This is a genomic window from Nocardia concava NBRC 100430, assembly GCF_000308815.1.
Taxonomy (GTDB): domain Bacteria; phylum Actinomycetota; class Actinomycetes; order Mycobacteriales; family Mycobacteriaceae; genus Nocardia; species Nocardia concava.
On record NZ_BAFX01000095.1, the window covers coordinates 151,819 to 171,109 of the forward strand.

Annotated in this window: 16 protein-coding genes; 7 read left to right on the forward strand and 9 right to left on the reverse strand. The window is 68.5% G+C overall.

What is annotated here, in order from left to right; translation table 11 throughout:
- Nucleotides 1-90: 90 nt before the first annotated feature.
- Entirely contained in the window at nucleotides 91-1,746 is a 1,656-nt protein-coding gene (locus ON43_RS22410; RefSeq protein WP_051178920.1) for a hypothetical protein, read from the reverse strand.
- 274 nt (nucleotides 1,747-2,020) lie between these two features.
- Between ON43_RS22410 and ON43_RS22415 the strand changes: the two genes are divergently transcribed.
- The 4 genes from ON43_RS22415 (at nucleotide 2,021) to ON43_RS22430 (ending at nucleotide 5,694) form a co-directional block, all read left to right on the forward strand.
- On the forward strand, nucleotides 2,021-3,574 hold the full coding sequence (locus ON43_RS22415; RefSeq protein ID WP_245568693.1) for a hypothetical protein: 1,554 nt from the start codon (nucleotides 2,021-2,023) through the stop codon (nucleotides 3,572-3,574).
- 90 nt (nucleotides 3,575-3,664) lie between these two features.
- A complete protein-coding gene (locus ON43_RS22420) occupies nucleotides 3,665-4,732 on the forward strand; it encodes a fatty acid desaturase family protein (protein ID WP_245568694.1) in 1,068 nt (355 codons plus the stop codon).
- A gap of 103 nt (nucleotides 4,733-4,835) precedes the next feature.
- Nucleotides 4,836-5,096, forward strand: coding sequence for a GlsB/YeaQ/YmgE family stress response membrane protein (locus ON43_RS22425; protein ID WP_040810450.1), 261 nt, complete (start codon nucleotides 4,836-4,838; stop codon nucleotides 5,094-5,096).
- Between the two features lie 73 nt (nucleotides 5,097-5,169).
- Entirely contained in the window at nucleotides 5,170-5,694 is a 525-nt protein-coding gene (locus ON43_RS22430; RefSeq protein WP_245568695.1) for a hypothetical protein, read from the forward strand.
- Here ON43_RS22430 and ON43_RS43840 read toward each other — a convergent pair.
- The 5 genes from ON43_RS43840 to ON43_RS22455 form a co-directional block, all read right to left on the reverse strand.
- A complete protein-coding gene (locus ON43_RS43840; protein ID WP_083913618.1) occupies nucleotides 5,580-6,704 on the reverse strand; it encodes an ATP-grasp domain-containing protein in 1,125 nt (374 codons plus the stop codon). The two genes, ON43_RS22430 and ON43_RS43840, sit on opposite strands and share 115 nt — an antisense overlap.
- A 373-nt stretch (nucleotides 6,705-7,077) precedes the next feature.
- The gene (locus tag ON43_RS22440; protein ID WP_051178921.1) at nucleotides 7,078-7,506 is read right to left on the reverse strand and encodes a hypothetical protein; all 429 of its coding nucleotides are present in this window, start codon (nucleotides 7,504-7,506) and stop codon (nucleotides 7,078-7,080) included.
- A gap of 136 nt (nucleotides 7,507-7,642) precedes the next feature.
- Complete coding sequence (locus tag ON43_RS22445) at nucleotides 7,643-8,863, reverse strand: acyl-CoA dehydrogenase family protein (RefSeq protein ID WP_040810451.1); 1,221 nt, start codon at nucleotides 8,861-8,863, stop codon at nucleotides 7,643-7,645.
- A 79-nt stretch (nucleotides 8,864-8,942) separates the two neighbouring features.
- Nucleotides 8,943-9,749, reverse strand: coding sequence for a class I SAM-dependent methyltransferase (locus ON43_RS22450; RefSeq protein WP_040810452.1), 807 nt, complete (start codon nucleotides 9,747-9,749; stop codon nucleotides 8,943-8,945).
- 13 nt (nucleotides 9,750-9,762) lie between these two features.
- Nucleotides 9,763-10,590, reverse strand: a complete 828-nt coding sequence (locus ON43_RS22455; protein WP_063712595.1) for an alpha/beta fold hydrolase — start codon at nucleotides 10,588-10,590, stop codon at nucleotides 9,763-9,765.
- Nucleotides 10,591-10,669: 79 nt separating this feature from the next.
- Between ON43_RS22455 and ON43_RS22460 the strand changes: the two genes are divergently transcribed.
- Both ON43_RS22460 and ON43_RS22465 read left to right on the forward strand, forming a co-directional pair.
- On the forward strand, nucleotides 10,670-11,515 hold the full coding sequence (locus ON43_RS22460) for an AraC family transcriptional regulator (RefSeq protein WP_051178922.1): 846 nt from the start codon (nucleotides 10,670-10,672) through the stop codon (nucleotides 11,513-11,515).
- Between the two features lie 92 nt (nucleotides 11,516-11,607).
- A complete protein-coding gene (locus tag ON43_RS22465; protein ID WP_040810453.1) occupies nucleotides 11,608-12,183 on the forward strand; it encodes an HdeD family acid-resistance protein in 576 nt (191 codons plus the stop codon).
- A 10-nt stretch (nucleotides 12,184-12,193) separates the two neighbouring features.
- Here the strand turns inward: ON43_RS22465 and ON43_RS22470 are convergent, their stop codons facing one another.
- The 3 genes from ON43_RS22470 to ON43_RS22480 all read right to left on the reverse strand — a co-directional run bounded on the left by ON43_RS22470 (nucleotide 12,194) and on the right by ON43_RS22480 (nucleotide 18,676).
- On the reverse strand, nucleotides 12,194-14,800 hold the full coding sequence (locus tag ON43_RS22470) for a DNA translocase FtsK (protein ID WP_040810454.1): 2,607 nt from the start codon (nucleotides 14,798-14,800) through the stop codon (nucleotides 12,194-12,196).
- Between the two features lie 261 nt (nucleotides 14,801-15,061).
- Entirely contained in the window at nucleotides 15,062-17,929 is a 2,868-nt protein-coding gene (locus ON43_RS22475) for an AfsR/SARP family transcriptional regulator (RefSeq protein ID WP_051178924.1), read from the reverse strand.
- A gap of 129 nt (nucleotides 17,930-18,058) precedes the next feature.
- Nucleotides 18,059-18,676 carry a TIGR03085 family metal-binding protein gene (locus tag ON43_RS22480; protein ID WP_040810455.1) on the reverse strand — a complete coding sequence of 206 codons (618 nt, stop codon included), beginning with the start codon at nucleotides 18,674-18,676 and terminating at the stop codon, nucleotides 18,059-18,061.
- Nucleotides 18,677-18,861: 185 nt separating this feature from the next.
- On the opposite strand from ON43_RS22480, the gene ON43_RS22485 reads away from it, so the two are divergent.
- On the forward strand, nucleotides 18,862-19,272 hold the full coding sequence (locus ON43_RS22485; protein WP_040810456.1) for a DUF4189 domain-containing protein: 411 nt from the start codon (nucleotides 18,862-18,864) through the stop codon (nucleotides 19,270-19,272).
- Nucleotides 19,273-19,291 lie beyond the last annotated feature (19 nt).

Below are 19,291 nucleotides of genomic sequence, written 5' to 3' on the forward strand. Positions count from 1 at the left end.
GCGCGAGCATCCGAAACACTTACGATTCAAACGACTACAGTAGCCGCGCACCCGCAGCGCCGAGGATCGATCGTGAATTTACGCGGCTGATCAGCGGGTTCGATGCAGTACGAGCGGGCCGCCGGGCAATTGGAGGGTCAGGTCGCCGAGGGTCGCGGTCGCCTTGAACTCGCGCAGCCCGGTCGTGCCGGTGAGGGTTTGCAGGGCCGCGGCCAGGGCGGGCGGCTGGGCCGGGAGTCCGTCGAGGACGGCCTGTGGGACCTCGATCGCCGCGAGGTATTCGCGGGGTACCGCGGTGAGGCCGTCCGCGGCACGCAGCAGGCGCAGACTGTCGATCAGATGAAGGCGGAGATCCACGCAGGCGTCACCGGCACAGACACGCAGCGGTGCGGGTGAGGCGGCGTAGTCGAAATCCGTTGTGCTCAAAGTCCATTGAGCCGGATCCGCGTAGCCGTAGTCCATGCCGGACGGCGCGGCGAGCGTCTCGTCGGAATGATCGCCGGGCGGGTTGTCCAGCGGCTCCCCGGTCAACGCCGCACCTGTCGCCTCGAAGCTCCAGCTCGCCTCCGGATCGATCGGCTTGTGCCAGTACCCGGTCCGCCCGCCGCTGCGCCCCTCCACCCGCAATTCCCGATCGCCGGAATCCCCGCCGGTCTGGTGGATGCTGACCGCCGAGGTGATCTCACCGGGAATCTTGGGCTGCCGCACCCACTCCGGCGCGGGCAGCTGGTTGGCGGCGTAGGACTTCGGGCCGAAGAGATTGTCGATCTCGGCCAAGCTCAGATTCGGCGCCGACGGCTTGCCCTGCTGGTTCAGATACGAGTAGCGGAAGAAGACATTGTCCGCGCCGGACATGTCGAAATCCCAGAGCCGCGTGTACATATCGCCGAATCGGTTGATCACCAAGGTGGTCGAGCCCGCCGAGCTGAGGTTGACCGCCTCGAAACGCCCGCCCTTCGGCGTCGACATCTCGTAGGAGTAGTCGTCGGGCGCGCCGGGATCCCCGCCGGGCAGCCACGGATCGAGAATGGCGATCCGATTGCCCTGCGGGCTCAGCACATACGCGGTGGTGACACCCGCGCCGCCGACCGGTTGCCGGTTGCCGGACGCGTCGGTCCAGAATCCGTCCTGCGTCCAGAAGCCCGGCTGATTCGACGGAATCAGCGTCGGGATCCGATTGTCGAGCCACGACAGGCTCCACGCCCGCGATCCCGCCCGCACCCGCTGCCCGAACGGGCTCTGCCAGATGGGAGCACCGAATCGTGAAGTCCAGGCCCAGGTTTCGGGTCCATGCGCGGCATTGCCCATTGTGTAGAGGCGGCCGGCGGCATCGGTGGCCATGAGCACATTGCCGTCGACCGAGAACGAGGTGACCTTTCCCGCGAGACAGCCGGGCAGCCAGACCTGACGCCACGGCTCACCGGCGGCGGTGACGTAGAGGTTGCCCGCGTCCAGCGCATAGGACCACTGGTCGTTGAAACCCTGCCGCTCCGTGCGCAGGTCGACCTGCCGCGGCAACCGCGCCTGGATCTCGTCGACGGCGACGGCCAGCGGACCGAGCCCGCCACCGGGATTGGGCGGGGTGTAGAGCGACAGCGGCGGCCCGACCAGGCCCGGCAGCGCCAGCTGGGTGCAACTGTCGAGCGGTCCGTCGGCGTTCGCGGAATCCGCGTGCGCGGGTCCGGCGGCCGCGCAGGCGGCGACCAAAGCCAGTCCGACCCGCAGCGATCTCCGGACACCGTTCACGTCAGCACAACCTCATTCGCTCGTCGCACAGGATGATTCGGCCCAACGAACCCAGGACCGTACTCGCCGGTCTGACGCGGTGGTGATATTCGACCGGGACGTGTCGTATGGCGTCGATCGCCCAGCGAATTGCCGTGAGCGTCGATTCGAGGGGCGAGGCCGTGGCCCGGTTACAGTGCTGCCTGAATCGCACCGTTTGCGACTGGGATTCGGGCCCGACCAGAGGAGAAGCGTTTCCGTGACACGGCACTCGGTGTGGAGGACACGGCACTCGGTGTGGAGGACGGCGGCCGCCGCGGTCGCGGCCGGGTTGGTGGCGGTGCCCGGCGGCGGGACGGTCGCGAATGCGGAGAGTCGGCCGCTGGGGTGCGTACCGGCGATCAGCACGCTGCAGGTGATTCCTCCATTGCCCGGACTCTTCCTGCCGCTGCCCAGCATTCGAGGCGTTTCGGAATTCGACGATCTCCCGGCGGCACCCGCCGGATTGAATTTCCCGCCCAGCGTCGATCTGCGGGATAACACGCAGGGGTTCAACAGTTTCGCCGAAGTCGCCCTGCGCGACGGATCGCTGTACACCCGCCCGCGCACGTCCGGCGGCACGTGGCGAAAGGTTCCGACGCCGGGCTGCCTGGACGGCCAGATCGTCGCGGTATCGGTGGACGGCAATATGCTCGTCGCGGCCGATCGCAACGGCTGGATCTATTCGATGGACAATCTGCTGTCGGGCCCGATGCTGTGGAATTGGACGTATTCCTATGGCGGGCCGATCTGGTTGTGGCCGGGTGAGCAGGTCCCCGGCACCGGCGACGGCCCGATCGCAACCAGCCGCTGGGCGATCAGCCACCGCATGTCCAAGAGTTTCGAGGATGCCAAGGGCTACACCCATCCGACCACCGCCGGGCTCGTCGAGCTGGTGGCGTTGTCGCAGGACGGATCTCGCATCACCTATCAGGACCCGTGGCTGCCCGCGGATCTGAGCTATGAGATCGGCGGGCCGATGGGTGGCCGGTTCGTGTCCGAGGCGCTGTCGGTCTCGGGTTCGGTGACGTTCGTGATGAACAAGTACGGCGACATGTTCACGCGCAAGTACGACCTGGATATGGCGGGTTCCAACCACATTCCGGGTCGATACACCTGGCAGGACCAGGGGCCGCTGCCGTCGGCTCCGGATCAGCTGACCGAGCGATTCAATCCGGCGTACGCGGCGATCTCGCTGCCCGCGCAGGACTGGCAGCCGCAGCCCAAGATTCCCGGTGAGATCACCTCGCGCATCTCCATTCATGTCACCGGTGACACGGCCGAGGATCGGGAACTGCGGGTCGAAGGGAGAAGCGGCGGGCGAACCGGCTACTGGCACAAGGATCTTCGTGCCTCGGCCTGGGAGTTCACCGCCGACGATCAGCCTCTGGAGGGCAGCGCCATCCAGAACTCCGCGAGCGACATGTCCGCGCAAACCCTGGTCGCGCCGACCGGCATCACCTTCCAGGGCGGCCTGCCCGGCGGCTGGCGCCTGCGCTTCGACGACTTCGATTGGGCGCAGACCGAGCATCCCGCCACCCTGACCTCACCGACCGGTCGGGACTTCACGGTCCAGCTCTACACCACCGACGGCCTGCGATTGCTGCCGCGCGCAGCGGGTCTGGACGACAATCCCCGCGAACTCGAGGGCGCCCTGGACGTCCGCGAGGCGAACCCCGCTGACCACCCGGAACTGCAAGGCTTCGTCGACGCCCAGCTCAGCGGCAAGCCGGTCGTCGAAGTCACCGTCCAGGCCACCCGATCCCAGCTCACCGTCGCCCCGTTCGGCGCGACCCTGATCCGAAACTGACCGTCCGGCACGGAAGATCGTCACGGGGATGTGTTGTCGATCCCGGCCCCCGTTCACCTGGCCGCGATGGTCGCGGCGCATGCTGTGCACGTGGTGGTAGATATCGCGGAGCGCGGCTCCGCGCCGACGTCGCAGCAAATTCCGGTCGCGCCCGTGGCGGCGGTGACCCGGGGCAGCGCCTACGCGACGCTGCTACGCCGGGTTCGGGAGGCGGGCCTGCTGGAACGGCGGGTGCGCTACTACGGCTGGAAGAGCGCGATCACCGCCGCGGCGTATGTCGCCGGGTGGGTGGCGTTTTCGGTGATCGGCGACTCGTGGTGGCAGGTGGGCACCGCGGTCTTCCTGGGCGCGGTGTTCGCCCAGATCGCGTTCCTCGGCCATGATGCCGGGCACCGCCAGCTGTTCCGCACCCGCAAGGCCAACCAGCTGTACGGGCTGATCGCGGGCAATCTCGGGATCGGGCTGAGCATCGGCTGGTGGACCAGCAATCACAACCGCCACCACGCCCACCCCAATACCGAGGGCGCGGACCCCGATGTCTCGGGCATCCTCGCCCACTCCGAGGCCCGGGCCAGGACCGGAAAGGGCTGGCGGCGCTTCATCTTCCGCCATCAGGCGTGGCTGTTCTTCCCGATGCTGTTCCTGGAGGCGGGCAGCCTGCACTACGCGAGCGTCCGGGCGGTGCTGCGCTGGCCGATCCGGTACCGCGCCTGGGAGGCCGTCCTGCTCGGCGCACACGCCCTCGGCTATCTCGCCATCGTGTTCCTGGTGCTGCCACCGGTGCACGCACTAGCCTTCATCGCCGTGCAGCAGGGCCTGTTCGGCTTCTATATGGGCTGCACCTTCGCCCCCAATCACAAAGGGATGGAAGTCCTTTCGGCCGACGACACCACCGACTTCCTGCGCCGCCAGGTCCTCACCTCCCGCAATGTCCGCGGCAGCCGGCTGACCGACACCGCCTTCGGCGGCCTCAACTATCAGATCGAACACCACCTGTTCCCTTCCATGCCCCGCCCCAACCTGCGCCGCGCCCAGCCGATGGTCCGGCAGTTCTGCGCCGAACTCGGCGTGCCCTACGCCGAGACGGGCCTGCTCGACTCCTACCGGCACGCCCTGCACCACCTCGACACCGTCGGCCGCGCCGCCACGACGCGATAGGCGCCCGGCTTCGCGACGCACGGCGGCGGTTGGCGCGAGTCCGGGGCCGGGTCGGTCAGGATGGCATCGACAAGGATGTTCACCAGGACTCGAGGAGGATCTCGTGCTCGGATTGGGAATCATCGGCTGGATCGTGATCGGCGGGCTCGCGGGGTGGATCGCCAGCAAGTTCATGGGGACCGACGCGCAGCAGGGCATCGTGCTGAACATCGTGGTCGGCGTGGTCGGCGGCCTGATCGGCGGATTCCTGTTGCGACTGTTCGGGGTCGACGTCTCCGGCGGCGGGCTGATCTTCAGCTTCCTGACCTGCCTCGGTGGCGCGGTGATCCTGCTGTTCCTGTACGGGAAGCTGACTCGCCGCTAGCGGCGTCGCACTCGTTGCCACCGGGTGAGTTAACTTGGTGGTAACGAGTTTTCGCGATGAGGGGAGCTAGACGATGAAACACCTGATGCTGGGCGTGGTTTCGGCCGGATTCCTCGGCGCTTCGGTGGTAGCCGCCGTGCCCGCTTCGGCCGACCCGGGGGATGCCTGCCAGCTCGGATGGTCGAATGTGGGGCCGCGCACGTGCGCGAAGAATGACGTCAATCTCGCTCCGGTGTTCACCGTGGGCAACGGCGTGTGCCTCGGCATGCTGTCGGCGAGCGGGACCGCGTTCGACGGTCCGCTCTACCAGTACTCCGAGGCGCCGGGCGCGTCGCATTCCGTGGTGCTGCGCATCACGCAGGGCTTCTCACCGGTCGGTGAATGGGGTCCGCAGCTGCTGGCCTGTGACGTGAACGCGGTCGTGGACTGGCGCAATCTCGACAGCGGCCAGAGCGGCAGCGTGACCCGATTCATTCCGGCCGGTCAGCGATCGACCCCGGCGATCGTGCTCGCCGAGACCGGGCCCGGCAGGGTCTCGCTCACCGTGCGCACCGACAGGCCGAGCGTTCCGGCCTCGACCGAGGTGGTCGTGCCGTAGACGGTCAGGCCGTTCTCACCGGGAATCCGCGGGCGCGGGGCGATTTCCATGACCGCCTCCGCCACCGCGAGCCGCACGCCCAGCCTGGGTGGCTGGCGCAGTCCCGAATCACCGTGCAGCAGTAGGCGAATCGCGGCCCACGGCAGGTTCACATCTGCGTAGGCGGTGTGGAACAAACCCGCCGAGGGCCGCGGATTCGCCTCCAGCAGAACCGGTTCGCCCGCACGGTAGCGCAGCTGCACATTGGTCAGATAGGCCAGTTCGAAGTGGCCGACCAGCCGCCGCGCGATGGCGACCAGCTCCGGATCGTCGAGCAGGGTGCGGAAGCGACCGTCCTTGGCGCGCGGAATCCCCAGCAGCAGTTCACCTCCCGGCTCCGACAGGCAGTCGATGCTGATCTCCGGCTCGTCGAGATACGGCATGACCAACAGCTCCGGCACCCGGCCGCCGTTCGCGGCCGCCCGCTCGAACGCGGTGGCCACCGCCTCGACCGAGACCGTCGGCTCCGCCGGGGCCAGCAGGTCCGCCATGCTGAGCGGGCGGTCGTCGAGCACCCGGAACCCGAAGGCCGAATACTCGCCACTCGGCTTGATACACAACCGTTCCCCGGTGCCCGACAACTCGGCGACGGCCTTGCGCAGCCCGTCGGCGTCGGCGGCCACCCGCCACGGCGGCACCGGAATCCCCGCCGCACCGGCGATCTCGTAGGTCGCGACCTTGTCGGTCAACGTCCGCACCGATGCCCGCGGTGAGCACATGAGCCGCGTGCCGACCGCCGCGAAATCCGCGGCCCGCCCCGCCAGCGCACCCAGCCGGCGCGGCGGGATCAACACATCGATGCCGTGCTTACGGCAGAAATCGATTGCGAACGCGGCATATTCGGCATCGCCGACATACCGCGGTTCGACCGTGGGCACATCGCACACCGACAATGCCGTGGCCGCCGGATCCACATTACTGGCATAGAGGATGACCTCCACCCCGTCGGGGTTCTGCCGCAACAACCTCATCACCTGAACAGTCGCCGCACCGGCACTGCTCAGCCACACGCGAAGCGCTATCGCAACGCTCCTTCCCACTCATCGCGGCCGAGTGGCGACGACCTTCCCACCGGCCCGCGGAGCGCCAGTGTAAACCGGTTGACCGGGATCCACATGCCGACTGCGGGCCACCGATCCGGTTGCGGCCCAGTCGTGTTCAGCGGGGAACCTGATGTTCACACCGCGTCATCCCGTGTTCACACCGCACCGTGGGACGGTACGCGACGCGACGGTGAAAGACACTCGGCACCGCGAGAATTCGCGGTGCCGAGTGGATTGCTTGATGTGCCCGGTCAACTGCGCAGCGCGCCTGGTCGACCACCCAGTGCGCCGAGCGCGTCGCTCAGTGGGCCGACAGGCTGCTGAGCAGACCCGCGAGCGGGTTGGAGGCCGAGGAGCCGGTGCCGCCACCGCCGACCGGGGTGCAGTCGACGACCGTGACGGTGGTGGACTTGTTGCTGATGATCTCCTGCACCGCCTTGAGGGTGTGCGAGCCCGTGGTGGTGGGGGTCCAGGTGAAGGAGGCCACTCCGCCGGAGGGCTTGGCGCTGCCGACCTGAGTGTCGTTGTCGCTCAGGCTGACCTCGAACAGGAACGAGGTGGCGGTGACATTGACCGCGACGGTGTAGGCCTGGTTGACGCAGTACTTGTCGGCGGTGGTCACGCTGATGCCGGTGACCAGCGCGCTGGCATTGGGGGCGGTCAGCAGCGCGACGGCCGCCGCGGCGCCGATCGCGGTGGCGCCGATTCCGGCCCTCCGGGTGTTGCTCATGGGTGTGCTCCTCTCATCGCCCACGTCAACCGTGAGCGATGAGAAACGATAATGCTTCACTCATTCTCTCGGAGCGAATTCCCAGGAATCCCCCGCACTATCGCGTCGCGCAGGCGATCCTGCGCGACGCCGCGAGCTACCGGGCGAGCAGGCCCTTGGCGATGTGGGTCACCTGGATCTCATTGCTGCCCGCGTAGATCATCAGCGACTTGGCGTCGCGCGCGAGCTGCTCGACCTTGTATTCGGCCATGTAGCCGTTGCCCCCGAAGAGCTGAACGGCCTCCATGGCCACCTCGGTGGCCGCGCGTGAGGAGTAGAGCTTCATCGCGGACGCCTCGGCCAGGGACACCTTCTCCCCCGCCGCCGTGCGCTCGATGGCGTTGAACACCATGTTCTGCACATTGATCCGCGCGATCTCCATCTCGGCCAGCTTGAGCTGGATGAGCTGGAACTGCGCGATCTCCTTGCCCCACAGCTTGCGCGACTTCGCGTAATCGACGCAGAGCCGGTGGCATTCGTTGATGATGCCCAGCGCCAGCGAGGCGATGCCGATGCGCTCGGCGGCGAAGGACTCCTTGGCGCTGTCCTTGCCGTCACCCTTGGCCGGCGTCTCGGTCTCGCCGAGCAGGCGGTCGGGGGTGATGCGCACATTGTCGAAGAACAGCTCGCCCGTCGGCGAGGAGTTCATGCCCATCTTCTTGAACGGCTTGGACTGGGTGAAGCCGGGCATGCCCTTGTCGAGCACGAAGGTCAGCACCTTGCGGTCGCGGCGATCGGTGTCGTCCTGCTCGTCCAGCTTGGCGTAGACGACGGTGACATCGGCGTACGGGCCGTTGGTGATGAAGGTCTTGCGCCCGTTGAGGATGTAGTCCTCGCCGTCGCGGCGGACGTAGGACTTCATGCCGCCGAAAGCGTCCGAGCCCGAATCGGGTTCGGTGATCGCCCACGCGCCGACCTTCTCGAAGGTGACCAGTTCCGGCAGCCACCGCTTCTTCTGCGCGAGGGTGCCGCGGCTGCGGATGGTGCCGACCGTGAGCCCGAGGCTCACGCCCATCGACGCCACCAGGCCCAGGCTGATCCCGGCCAGTTCACTGTTGAGGATCACCCCCATCGAGCCCGACCCACTGAATCCGCCGCCGGGCTTGCCGGTGGTCCCGGCCTCCTCGCGGGCGAGGGCCTTCTCGAGTCCCTCGCGCGCCATCTCGTCCAATCCGAAAGTCGCGTACAGCTTCCGGATGATGTCGAAGGGCGGGAGTTCACCGCTCTCCAGTTGTTCGACGTGGGGCTTGATCTCCTTGTCGATGAAACCCCGCAGTACATCGCGGAACATCAGGTCTTCGTCGGACCACTGGTACATGAAGTGAACTCCCGAGGGCTCGCCGGATCGTTACCCCGAATATAGAACAGGTTCTAAAACGGGCGACTGGGCCGGGCGTTCAAGCCGCGAAACGCAGCAGGGTCATCGACGGGCGCACGGACCGCACGACGGGCAGGTTCGCTACCCGGGGCAGCAGCGGTGAGGCCAGGCGGCCGCGGCCCGGCAGGGGGATGAGGTCTTGGGCGGCAACGACTCCGGGAATTCGCCCCGGCAGGCGAGCGGCCTCGCGCGGGGATTGGCTCGTGGGCATCGGCGGGGCGGTGTAGGTGTCGCTCAGGCGAATCCGGCCCCGCATCGTCAGGGCGCTGAAGACGCGCGGGATGGAGTCGTAGAACAGGACACCGCCCGGGAAATGGGCGGCCAGATCGGCGATCAGCCGGGTGACCTCGGCGGGCGGCAGGTACATGAACAGGCCCTCGGCGGTGATCACCGCGGGGCCGGAGGGCACCCGGTCGAACCAGGAACGATCCAGCACCGAGTGGGCCAGGCGGGTGATGCCCGGTGCGGCGGGCAGAAGCCGTTGCTGGGCTTCCACCATTTCCGGCACATCGAGCGAGAACCAGGCGGCCGCCGGTTCGCCCAGCCGCCAATAGGTTGTCTGCAATCCCTCACCGAGCGCGACCACGGGACCGGCGGGGTGGGTGGTCAGGAATTCCGCCACCACCTTGTCGATCAACTTCGCGCGCAGGGCGTGTATCTGGCTGGGCGGGCCGAAGCGCTCGAAGTCCTCTGCCGACAGGGCCCGATAGAGGCGGATCGCTTCCTTGTCGGTGTAATCGGAATCGTCGCGCAACGCCTCCTCGGCGCGATTTCGCAAGGTCCACAATGCCGTCTCGGGCACGCCGGACAGTTCGGCTCCGGTCATCTGACTTTCCTTCCTACAGTGCGTGTTTCGCGGTGAAGTCGAGCAGCGCTGTCGCGGTGCGCGCCGGATCCTCGAGGTTGGGTGAGTGCCCGACGCCGGGCAGGAGCTCGATCGTCGCGCCGGGCACGACTCGGTACTCTGCGGCGGCCGCTGGGTTCCATCTGGCGTCGTCCTCGCCGTGGAGGACGAGCAGCGGTTTGCCCAGGGGCGCAAGCCGTTCCGTGAGCGGCCGCTCGTTGAGGTAGTCGAGGTTGGCCCGGGATGCCTCGGCGAACACCACGGGATCGATGGCGCGGAATTGGTCGAAGTATTCCTGCGGGATCTCGAAGTTCGCGCTGAACCCGCCGCGCATCAGCATCCGGAACTGCGCATCGGTCAGTTCGGACCACGGCACTTGCGGCCCGGCCTGCGCCTCCGGTCCGATGTACGCGTCGATGCCGGGACCGAAGTCGATGATGACGACCGCGGCCACCAGGTCCGGTCGTTGTTCGGCGAGTGCGGTCGCGACGGCCGAACCGCTGGAGTGACCGACGGCCACGACCCGCTCGACACCGTGCTTTTCGAGCGCGAGGCCGACTCGACGGGCCTGGTCGGCAACCGTGTACGGCACGTCCCCTAGCCGCGCGGACCGGCCGCAGCCGAGCAGATCGACGCGCAGGACCCGATGGGATCCGGTCAGCAGGGGAATCATCGGGTCCCACGATTCGGCCGAGGCGGCCGTGCCGTGAATGAGCAGCAGCGCCGGGGCATCGCGCGGCCCGTCTTCGTAGACGTGGATCCCGCTCTCGTCCGGGTTAATCGGCTGCTCAACGGTGCGTAACTTGTTGTCGGAAACAGTCATACGTGCACTATCGCCACTGCCGGGCGGTGCCGTATTGGACAAATGTTCCCGTCGCCCGGCGGATGCGTAGCATGGCGGAATGGGGTCCGGCGTGCCCGAGCGCGACGACGCGATGCTGTGGGACATCGCGAGTCCGAGTCGGCCGGGTCGTGTTCCCGGGGTCAGCATGGCCGGATTCGGCGATCGCGGCCGCACCCCGCCCGAACTGCGACTCATCCCCCACCCGGCGGTGACCCTGCTGCTGGTGTTCGGCGGCACGATCGGGGTGCGGGATCCGGCCGGTCGGCAGATTCGCGGCAGCTTCGTCATCGGGCCCGGCTTCGGCGATGTGCTGCGTGCGCTTCGCGTCGAGACCTTCGACTGCCTGCAGGTGCGCCTTTCACCGATCGTCGCGCACACCGTACTGGGACCCGCGGCGGCCGAGCTGAAGGATTCGGTGGTGCCGCTCGACGACCTGCTGGGCCGCGAAAGCGCCCGGCTCGGTGAGCAACTCGACGATCTGCGCACCTGGGACGATCGCTTCGAGTGGACCGACGCGTGGCTCGCTCAGCGCTGCGCGCGGACCGCGCGGGTCCATCCCGAGGTGGCATGGGCCTGGCGGCAGATCGCGGCCGGTCGCGGAACGGTCCGAATCGAGCAATTGGCAACGGAACTCGGCTGGAGCCGAAAGCTCCTGTGGTCCCGGTTCTCCACGCAACTCGGCCTGACACCCAAACGCGCCGCGAAACTGATCCGCTTCGACCATGCCGTCCACCACCTGGTCGCCGGACACGCGCCCGCCGCCACCGCGGCCTCGGGCGGCTACACCGACCAATCCCACCTGCATCGAGATGTCATGGCTTTCACCGGCTTGACCCCCGCGACCGTGGTCGACGAGCCGTTCCTCGCGGTCGACGAACTCGCCTGGGGCTGGCCTGGCCGGTGAATTGTCGCGAATGTCGGCGTGTGGGTTCGGCGCAGCGCTGATACTGGGGCGGCGACGACCGTCGCGACCACCTCCGGCCCTTGGGATCGATCATGGTTTCGACTTCCGCAACCGGCCAACCACTTCCGACACCATGGCGTCAGGTCACGCAGAACACCTGGCAGGCACTACTTCTCACCGGAATTCTCACGGCGCTACTCGGCATTCTGATCCTCGCCTGGCCCGGCCCCACCCTCGTGGTGGCCGGAATCCTGTTCGGGATCTATCTGCTCCTGGCCGGTCTCACCCAGCTCATGACCGTGTTCGGCGCGCACGTGTCCGCGGGCCTGCGGGTGCTCGCGTTCGTGAGCGGCTTCCTCTCGATCATGCTGGGCTTCTTCGCCTTCCGCAGCGCCCTGGAATCAGTGCTGCTGCTGGCATTGTGGATCGGCATCGGCTGGCTGTTCCGCGGCATCATGCAACTCATCGCCGCACTCTCCGACCCCGACCTCCCCATGCGCGCCTGGCAAACCCTGTCGGGCCTGCTCATCACCGCGGCCGGAATCGTCCTGATCGTCTCCCCCTTCGACTCGATCACCATCCTCACCCTCCTCGCCGGCTGGTGGCTGATCGTCATCGGAATCCTGGAGTCCGGCACCGCATTCCAACTCCGCCGCGCCACCGCCTAGCCACGTCGGATCAGTAGTCCTCTGATCCACCGTCGTCCGAGCCCGCCGGTTCGTCGCCGCCGCCTCGGATGGTCCAGAGGAGGCCGTCCAGTTCGTCGGGTTTGATGAGGACGTCGCGGGCCTTGGAGCCTTCGGAGGGGCCGACCACTCCCCGGGTTTCCATGAGGTCCATGAGGCGGCCTGCCTTGGCGAAGCCGACGCGGAGTTTGCGTTGGAGCATGGAGGTGGAGCCGAATTGGGAGGTGACTACCAGTTCGATGGCCTGGACCAGCAATTCGAGGTCGTCGCCGATGTCCGGGTCGACGTCCTTCTTCTCACCGGCCTTGGCGGCGGTGACGCCTTCCTGGTAGTCGGGTTCGGCCTGGGTCTTGGCGAAGTCGACGACCCCGGCGATTTCCTCGTCCGAGATGAATGCGCCCTGGAGACGGGTTGGTTTGCTCGCGCCCATGGGTAGGAACAGGCCGTCACCCATGCCGATGAGCTTCTCCGCGCCGGGCTGGTCGAGGATGACTCGGGAGTCGGTGAGCGAGGAGGTCGCGAAGGCCAGGCGGGACGGGACGTTGGTCTTGATCAGACCGGTCACCACGTCCACGGACGGGCGCTGGGTCGCCAGCACCAGGTGAATGCCCGCCGCACGGGCCTTCTGGGTGATGCGGACGATGGCGTCCTCGACATCGCGCGGGGCGGTCATCATGAGGTCGGCGAGCTCGTCGACGATGGCCAGGATGTACGGGTAAGGGCGGTACACCCTTTCGCTGCCCAGCGGCGCGGTGATCTGGCCGGACTTCACCTTCCGGTTGAAGTCGTCGATGTGGCGGACCTTGCTGGCCTGCATGTCCTGGTAGCGCTGCTCCATCTCCTCCACCAGCCAGGCCAGCGCGGCGGCGGCCTTCTTGGGCTGGGTGATGATGGGCGTGATCAGATGCGGAATGCCCTCGTAGGGCGTCAATTCCACCATCTTCGGGTCGATCAGGATCATCCGCACCTCCTCGGGGGTGGCGCGGCACAGCAGCGAGACCAGCATCGAGTTGACGAAACTCGACTTACCGGAACCCGTCGAACCGGCCACCAGGAGATGCGGCATCTTGGCCAGGTTCGCGGTGACGAATTCGCCCTCGATGTTCTTGCCCAGGCCGATCACCAGCGGATGGTGATCATTACGGGTGGTCGGGGACTTCAGCACGTCGGCCAGGCGGACCAGTTCGCGGTCGGCATTGGGCACCTCGATGCCGACGGCCGACTTGCCCGGAATCGGGGCCAGCAGGCGGACGTTCTCGGTCGCCACCGCGTAGGCGAGGTTGCGGGCCAGGGCGGTGATCTTCTCGACCTTCACGCCCGGGCCGAGCTCCACCTCGTAGCGGGTGACCGTCGGGCCGCGCACGAAACCGGTGACCGCGGCATCGATCTTGAACTGGACCAGCACCTCGGTGATGGCCTCGATCATGGATTCGTTGGCCGCGCTGCGCTTCTTGGGCGGATCGCCGTCGGTGAGCAGGTTCAGCGACGGCAGCGTGTAGTCACCGTCCACCTCGCGGTCGGTGACGAACTCCAACTGCTGCGGTTCCGGCGGCGGCGGGGTCTGGTCGACCACCTTGGGGACGGGCTTGCGCGGCTTGGCTTTATCCGATCCTGCCTTCGGCTTCTCCTCCGACGGCGCGATGTCCTTGGCGTCCTGCAGCGGGGGCTCGCCGAGAATCTCGGTGACGGCATCGGAGCCGCCGAACTCGTCAGGGGGGTAGTTCTCGCTCGGCGTCTTGCCGCGGCGCTTGCGGACCTCGGGGCGGTGCAGCGGGAAGCCGTCCGCGTCATAGTTTTCCGGGTCGTAGAGGCCGTGTTCCTCGGAGTAGCTCTCGTATTCGTCGCCGCCCGCGCCGGTGCCGAAGATCTCGCGCATGCGCTCGGGGACATCACGCACCTGGGTGCCGGTGAGCAGCAGAATGCCGAAACCGATGGCCAGCATGAGCAATGGGACCGCCAGGAAGGCGCTCAGGCCGTCCTTGAGCGGGCCGCCCACGACGTAGCCGACGAAACCGGCGGCGTGCTCACGGCCGTGCTCATCGCTCGGCGAACCGGCCGCCATGTGCCACAGGCCCAGGATCGGCAGGCCCGCGAGCAGGCCGCCCAGCACCAGTCGGGGCCGGATCTCCGGGTGCGGTTCGGTGCGCATCAGGATCACCGCGATACCGACCGCCACGAACGGCAGTGCCGCCGAGGCCGATCCGGCCACCCAGCGCACCGCGGTATCCACCCAGTGCCCGACCGGGCCGCCCGCCGACAGCCACACCGCGGCCGCGATGATGAACGCGAAAGCCACCAGACCCAGCGCGATCCCGTCGCGCCGATGCCCGTGCTCGATATCCCCCGCCCGGCTCACCGCGCGGGTCGTTGCGCCGAGGCCCTTGGCCGTCACGTTCCAGGCGCTGGTCACCCCGCGCCGAACCACCGCCAGCGGCGCGGTATTCGACTGCCGCCGGGGTGCCGGCCGCCGCGCCGGAGCCTTGCGCGCCCGCGCTTTCGCGGGTTGGCGCGGGCCGCGAGTTCGGGGCTGTGCAGGAGCCTGGCCCCGCGCAGTCCCCCCTCTCGTACGTGACGTTCCGGAGCGGGCCTTACCTGCCATGCGTCCCAGGCTAGCCGCTCGCGCCCCACCCGGACCATCCGCAACACCCGACCCACCCATATCGGACATGTGGCGCTCATAACCCGAAACCCGCGTTTCACCGGCGCGTGGAGGCCCGTTCAGCCCACGCCCGCGGCCACTCACGGCCCTCGTCATCCCGGCGCGCTCTTGGCCGGGATCCATCGCTGCCAGGTGGATTCCGGCCAAGAGCATGCCGGAATGACGGAGGCTACGCCCGATTCAGGTCGGCGTTCATCGGGGTCAGCGGGCTGCGGGGAGTTGAGGGTTGGCGTTCGCGGCGGTAATGGCCGTGGCGAATTCGGGGATCTGGTTAGCGGCCGTGCGGTAGCACTCGGCGGCGTCGAGGGTGCGGCCGAGGCGGCGCAACGCCGTGTAGCGGACCAGGAGGTTGTGGGTGTAGAGGGCGCCCATGCCTGCGGAGACTCGGGTGGCCTCGGCGCGTTCGGCGTGTTCGGCGGCCTGGTCGAAGCGGCCGTCGGCGAGGTGGGCGCGGGCGGCTCGGGCGTGGACGATGGATTCGATTCGGGTGCTGCCGAAGCGGCGGGAGAGGGACAGGGCCGTGTCGAAAAGGCGGTTGCCGCGGTCGAAGTCGCCCTCGGCGCTGAGGACCCAGGCGGCTTCGATCAGGCCCCAGACGATGTGGCGGCGGACGCCGGGCTTGTCGTCGGCCACGACGGCGCGGGCCGCGGCGGCCAGCGAGTCGCGGTTGCGGCCGGCCGCGGAATAGGCCCGGGCCAGCAGCGAATACGCGACCCGCACGCATTCGGGGCTGCCCTCGCGGCGGGCCATGGTGAGGGTGTGGGCGAAATGTGTGCTCGCGCGGGCCGGTTCGCCGTCGTGCAGGGCCAGCAGCCCGGCGTAGGCGTGGATCGCGCCGGACGCCCACGCGTCGGTGTCCGGATCGTCCTCGCGCAGCAGCCGATTCACGTGCTCGGCCGCGCGATGCGGCTCGTCCAGCTCACCGAGCAGCGCGAAGACCAGCGACAAGCGGGCGCGGCGGGCGGCGACGGCGTTCCCGTCGGCCTCGATCGCCTGGGCCAGATCCTCAAGCGTCCGGGCCGGGTCGATGCTGGCGTCGGAGGCGAACCCGGTCTCGGCGACGGTCAGCGCCAGATCGGCGGCCAGCACCCGGTGATGCGGGCTGCCCGCGATGGCCAAGCGGTACAGCGCGTTCAGGTTGCGCCGCTCGATGGTGAGGAAATCGCGGGTCGCATCCAGGTCCGGCAGGCGGGTGCCCGGGTGCGCGGTCGGCGCGAGACGCAACCGCAGGCCCGGGTGGCGCACGCGCAGCACCGTTTTCATGGTGGCCAGGTAGTAGTCGAGCAGCCGGGCGGTGACATCGGCCTCGGCCTCGGTACCGGGGCGGCTGAGCGCGAACAGGCGCATCAGGTCGTGATAGTGGTAGCGGCCGCGACCGGTGGACTCGAGCATGCCGCGATCCACCAGTTCCTCGCACAGATCCTCGGCGACGAATTCGACGGTGTCGAGCGCGGCGGCCGTGGCGGCCAGCGGCAGATCGGGCAGATCCGCGAGCGCCAGCAGCCGGAAGGCGCGGGCCGCGTCGACCGGCAACTGGTCGTAGCCCGCGCGGAAGGCGGCCGTGAGCGCCAGGTCTCCGGCGCGGAAGCGGTCCAGGTCGTGGCGTTCGGCGGCCAGGCGTTCGGCCTCGGAGACCACCGTCCAGCGCGGGCGGGCGGCCACTCGCGCGGCCACGATGCGCACCGCGATGGGCAGCAGGCCGCACAGTTCGACAATGCGGCGCACCGCCTCGGGTTCGGCGTCCACCCGGGCCTGCCCGACGATGCGGGCGAAGAGCTCCACGGCCTCCTCGGTTTCCAGCACCCGCAGCGAGGCGGGCCGCACCCCGGGCAGCGCGGTGAGCGGGCGGCGCGCGGTCACCAGCACCGCGCAGTCGGACTCGCCCGGCAGCAGCGGCGCGACCTGCGCGGCGTCACTGGCATTGTCGAGCACCACCAGCATGCGGCGGCCGCTGATGGCCGACCGGAACAGCGCGGCCCGCTCGGCGACCCCGATCGGGATCTCCTTTTGCGCCACGCCCAGTGCGCGCAGGAACGCGCCCAGCACATGCTCGGGATCGGCGGGGGCGCTGCCCGCGCCGCACAGGTCCACGTACAGCTGCCCGTCCGGGTACCGCCCCCGAATCCGGTGTGCCACATGCAGCGCCAGCGCCGTCTTGCCGATGCCGCCCATGCCGGAGATCGCCACCAGCGGCGGCGCGACCGTGCCCAGCACCGCGCACAGCTCGAGCACCAGATCCTGGCGGCCGGTGAAATCGGCTGTGTCGGGCGGCAATTGGGCCGGGCGCGGTGCGACCACGGCGATCGGCGCGGTCGCGCACTCCACGGCGGGAATCTCGTCGGACAGGATCTGGCGGTGCAGTTCCGCCAGCGCCGGGCCCGGCTCGATGCCCTGCTCGGCGACCAGCAGCTTGCGGATGCGCTGATATTCCTCGAGCGCCTCGGTGCGGCGGCCGGCGCGGTAGAGGGCGGTCATCATGAGCCCGCGCAGCCGCTCGCTGTGCGGATCGCAGGTGATCAGCGCCTCCAGATCGGCCATGGCGTGCGAGAAGTCGCCGCGCTGCACGGTCAGCTCGATGAGGTCTTCCTCGAGGACCCGGTGCAGTCTGCGCAACCGGGCACGTTCGGCGGCCGCCCAGGGGCCGGGCACGCCGGTGAGCGGATCTCCACGCCAGGTGCCGAGGGCCGCGCGCAGGGCGGTATCCGCGGTTTCCAGGCAACCGGCCGCGCGGGCCGCGGTCGCCTCGGCGCGCAGCCGGTCGACGTCGTCGACATCCAATTCCAACCCGCCCTCGAGGCGGTATCCGCGCGATTCCGAGGACAGCAGCATGCCGCCTTGGGCCGCGAGGTGCTTGCGCAGCGCCCACGCGTAATTGCGCAGCGCGCCCACCGCCGAGGTGGGCCGGTCCGCGCCCCAGATGCCGTCGGCGAGTTCCTCGATCGACACCGTGCGCCCCCGCGCGCACGCCAGCATGAGCAGCGCGGCCTGTTGCTTCGGGGGCATGGGCGGGATCGGCACGCCATCGGACGTCAACTCGACCGGTCCGAGAACCGCCAGTTGCCAAGACATTGCCTACCACCTCATCACACACGGGCCGCTGCCGAGTACGCAAGCTACCGCTCGTCGCGTGATCGTTTCATGACCGGTGTTCGGGCCGCCACTCCGGCCCGTGGGAACACCGTCCCACGGGCCGGGATGTCAGACGCTGCGATCGAGGGCGTGGACCAGCGCCACGTCCTCCGGGGCGCCGGTGGCCTCGAGCCGGACCTCATTGCGGCCGAAGGCGTGCAGCAGCAGCTCCGACGGCGGACCGGCCAGCACCACGGTGCGGTCGCCGGCCTGACGGGCGATGGTGCGGCGGCCGTCGGGCGTGGTGAGCGCGACAGTAACCGGCGATTTGCGATATGCCATGCGCGCCAAACCCTGCAGGACCTTCCAGAGGCGGTCCTCGTCGGCGACCGGAAGGGTGCGCGGTTCCCAGCCGGGCGCGCCGCGGCGGACGTCCTCGTGGTGGACGAACATCTCGGTGAGATTCATCAGCGAGTCGACGGGGCGCAGATACAACGGCGGGCCGCTGCGCACCTCGTCGAGGAGCTGCTCGAAGGGGCGCTGGGTCACCTTGCGCTGCACGCGGTCCAGGTAGGAGGCGAACGGCTTCAGCAGGATGCCGGGGGCGGCGTCGGGGCGGCGCTCGCGAACGACCAAGTGCGCGGCCAGATCTCGGGCCGTCCACTCCCCGCACAGCGTGGGCGCGTCCGGACCGGCGTCGGCCATGGCCTGAACCAGGGCCTGGCGCTCCCGTTGAGCCATACTCATAAGGCTGACCTTAGTCCGGCGGGTTTGAATATGCACGGCACCGCTTTTTGGGTCGGAGCCCCGCCCGCTCCGGTGGCGGTTCACAGCACGGCTCCGGTGGCGGTTCCCGAAACACAGAACCGGGTTGGCGTCAACGATTCCGTATCGGTAGCTTGATCGTTCGGTCCATAGGGTCGTGGACTCGAATGCACAAGAAGGGCAACACCTTGAAGAAGATCGTCAGCGGCGCAGCCGTGATGGTCGCGACTGCCGGTTCCCTGCTCGTGGGTACCGCCGCTCCGGCCAATGCCTACCAGGACTACAACTACGGCGCGATCGCGCTGTCGGTGTCGACCGGTCGTATCGGCTACTCCTACGACTATTCCGACAGCCCCTCGGCGCAGAACGCCGCCATGAGCTCGTGCACCTACAACGACTGCAAGATCGTCGCGAAATTCGCCAATGGCTGTGGCGCGATCGCGTATTCGTCGCGCGACGGTTACTACACCTTCGGCGCGGCGTCCTCGCGCATCGCCGCGAAGAACCAGGCGCTGAACCGGAACTCCGGTGGCGCCACCATCATTCACTGGAACTGCACCACCGGCTACGAGCTGTAATCGAAAATGGGGAGTATTT

Coding starts and splice junctions, on each gene's coding strand:
- ON43_RS22430 (WP_245568695.1), top strand. CDS start 5,170: ATGAAACACCTGATGCTGGGCGTGGTTTCGGCCGGATTCCTCGGCGCT.
- ON43_RS43840 (WP_083913618.1), bottom strand. CDS start 6,704: ATGAGGTTGTTGCGGCAGAACCCCGACGGGGTGGAGGTCATCCTCTAT.
- ON43_RS22440 (WP_051178921.1), bottom strand. CDS start 7,506: ATGAGCAACACCCGGAGGGCCGGAATCGGCGCCACCGCGATCGGCGCC.
- ON43_RS22445 (WP_040810451.1), bottom strand. CDS start 8,863: ATGTACCAGTGGTCCGACGAAGACCTGATGTTCCGCGATGTACTGCGG.
- ON43_RS22450 (WP_040810452.1), bottom strand. CDS start 9,749: ATGACCGGAGCCGAACTGTCCGGCGTGCCCGAGACGGCATTGTGGACC.
- ON43_RS22455 (WP_063712595.1), bottom strand. CDS start 10,590: ATGACTGTTTCCGACAACAAGTTACGCACCGTTGAGCAGCCGATTAAC.
- ON43_RS22460 (WP_051178922.1), top strand. CDS start 10,670: ATGGGGTCCGGCGTGCCCGAGCGCGACGACGCGATGCTGTGGGACATC.
- ON43_RS22465 (WP_040810453.1), top strand. CDS start 11,608: ATGGTTTCGACTTCCGCAACCGGCCAACCACTTCCGACACCATGGCGT.
- ON43_RS22470 (WP_040810454.1), bottom strand. CDS start 14,800: ATGGCAGGTAAGGCCCGCTCCGGAACGTCACGTACGAGAGGGGGGACT.
- ON43_RS22475 (WP_051178924.1), bottom strand. CDS start 17,929: ATGTCTTGGCAACTGGCGGTTCTCGGACCGGTCGAGTTGACGTCCGAT.
- ON43_RS22480 (WP_040810455.1), bottom strand. CDS start 18,676: ATGAGTATGGCTCAACGGGAGCGCCAGGCCCTGGTTCAGGCCATGGCC.
- ON43_RS22485 (WP_040810456.1), top strand. CDS start 18,862: ATGCACAAGAAGGGCAACACCTTGAAGAAGATCGTCAGCGGCGCAGCC.